3 protein-coding genes and 1 pseudogene are annotated in these 2116 nt (G+C 30.4%); 1 reads left to right on the top strand and 3 read right to left on the bottom strand.

Going from position 1 to position 2116, the window contains the following annotated elements; translation table 11 throughout:
* Positions 1-162, top strand: a 162-nt coding sequence (locus JCM14822_RS18440) for a transposase domain-containing protein (RefSeq protein ID WP_157047911.1), incomplete at its 5' end; no start/stop codon positions are given.
* A 131-nt stretch (positions 163-293) separates the two neighbouring features.
* Here JCM14822_RS18440 and JCM14822_RS20850 read toward each other — a convergent pair.
* The 3 genes and pseudogenes from JCM14822_RS20850 to JCM14822_RS25455 form a co-directional block, all read right to left on the bottom strand.
* Positions 294-434, bottom strand: a complete 141-nt coding sequence (locus JCM14822_RS20850; protein ID WP_157047910.1) for a hypothetical protein — start codon at positions 432-434, stop codon at positions 294-296.
* Positions 435-657: 223 nt separating this feature from the next.
* The gene (locus JCM14822_RS18435; RefSeq protein ID WP_054744091.1) at positions 658-1695 is read right to left on the bottom strand and encodes a hypothetical protein; all 1038 of its coding nucleotides are present in this window, start codon (positions 1693-1695) and stop codon (positions 658-660) included.
* A 195-nt stretch (positions 1696-1890) separates the two neighbouring features.
* A pseudogene (locus tag JCM14822_RS25455) lies at positions 1891-2116 on the bottom strand (IS982 family transposase); the annotation flags it as partial.

The following is a 2116-nucleotide window of genomic DNA, read 5'->3' as shown; positions in this document are numbered from 1 at the left end:
ACGGAAACAGCTAAAGCGAATCAGTTGAAACCATACCACTACTTTGAACACTTACTGATTGAGCTGTCAAAACATCAAGATGACACAAATTTAGATTTTATAGATGAATTATTGCCATGGTCAAAAACACTACCAAAAGAATGTCTAAAAACAGAACAATAACAAATGTGCCATCGAAGACGGGTGGCATTTTTAATATCCAGTACTTATGATTTACCGTTTACACGAATAGTAGATAGTGTCACCTGTAACTCTACTGCTTTCTTGGCATCCAAAAATTTATTATCTATAGGTTAGACCTGCCCTTTTTCAAACTCTTCTTCACAAATAATGCATTTATAGGCTTCATCTTCTTCTATAAAACCTCTTTTCACTTCTTCAATAGAAGCTTCCCAAATATACTTATTTAGTTTATTTTTATAGCAACTATTCATTAAACTCCTACTTTACCTATCGCTACTAAACAACTTTAGTCGTATAACGCTTATTTATAAAAAAGAGTATAAGAAGTAGTTCATTTAGACTAATGCCAATAAATTAGATCTAACATTCTAACTTATTGGCATTATCCTAGCTTACTTCCTATACTCTTTTTCACAATTTATTTTTTACTATTTGTTTTTGGCTATTTATTTTAAGGCTATCAACCTAATATATTTATTTTGCCTCTACTTTCCCCTCAGAAATACTTTCATAAGTATAATAATCTACCGCTCCTGTCACATTTGTAATAGCATAATATGTTTTGTTTTCTTCTTTATAAGATTTTATTGTAATCACTTGTTCAAGTGTTTCATAAACCTTTCCTTGAAGCATGCTTTCATAAGTTACAGTATAACGCATTTCACCATTAAGTAAGTCTTCTGCTTTTTGAACTGTTATCTTACCTCCTTTTAATGAAGGACTTGAGCCACCAGTTACCCAGCCTCTTGTTTTAACTTCTGGTAAAACTCTTTCTTTTGCTTCTTTAGAAAGTAGGTTATATTGTAAAGCCCCATTTCTAGTTTGTTGTGCTCTATTCCATAATGCTAATACTTCTTCTGGATTTTCCAGTTTTAATTTTTGCTCTAATTGTACAGTTTTTTGTTTAAGTATTTTGGCTGCTTCATTTTGTGGTAAAGCTTTTTTAGTTTGTGGATTTACATCTAAATACTGTATCATAAAGCCCTCGGGTAGCATTAATGTATTATTGATAATATGATAATCATACATTATACATCCAAATTGATAACCTTGGCTATTAATTGTTACTTCAATTGGTTTCTTCTGTATATATTTAGTGTGATAATTGTTAAATGTCTCTAAGTTTATTGAAGTAAGACCTTTTAAACTTTTTGGTAAAGGTGTTAATCCACTTTCCATTTCTTCATCATAAGTATCACATATATTTGATAATACATTGTAATAAAATTCATTAAAGTAATTAGGTGCTTCTATCGTAAGAATTCCTTTATTTTGTGACCCTTTCTTTGCAGCTTCCCATTTATACACTGTACCTATTTGTGCCATAACATCTTTAATAGCTAAGTAACTTACCCCATTGCTTTCAAAAGTCATATCTTTGATTTGTATATTTGATGTAGCTCCTGTCTTTGTTGTTTGTTTTAATGTAATCTCTTGCCCCATTACACCTGTGCAGCTTCCAACAAGTACAGAACAAATCATTAATTTACTTACGAATGTTCTTACTTTCATTTTATCTTCACCTCATCTATTTAATTTGCTTATCGTATATCTTTTATTTGTACTTCTATCTCTATATTCATTTTCCTCCAGATAAGCAATCATTTATATTAACGACATGTGCTAGATTATCTCAACTTATAAATAGGATAAATATGGTAATATATCAGGTTGTATAATCCCTAAAATAATTATACTAAGGTCTATTTATCCAAATATTAAATGCTTAATCTGTCCAGTTTCTTTATTACCAAGGCATTTGTTCATGAAATATGCGATGTTATACCCTCAAATTTTACTTTGAATCCTTGGTTTTAAGCCACTTATTGAATTGGCTAATACCTCATTGATATGGAATTGTTCTGCTAGCTGCGAGAATGTAGTTTCTATACGTCTTCGATGCTTACTGATCCAGTTTCTTAAATCTTTTGGA

Origin of the sequence: Cellulosilyticum ruminicola JCM 14822 (genome assembly GCF_001311925.1) — a bacterium.
In the GTDB taxonomy this organism is placed as follows: domain Bacteria; phylum Bacillota; class Clostridia; order Lachnospirales; family Cellulosilyticaceae; genus Cellulosilyticum; species Cellulosilyticum ruminicola.
This window is presented reverse-complemented; position numbering and strand designations above follow the sequence as displayed.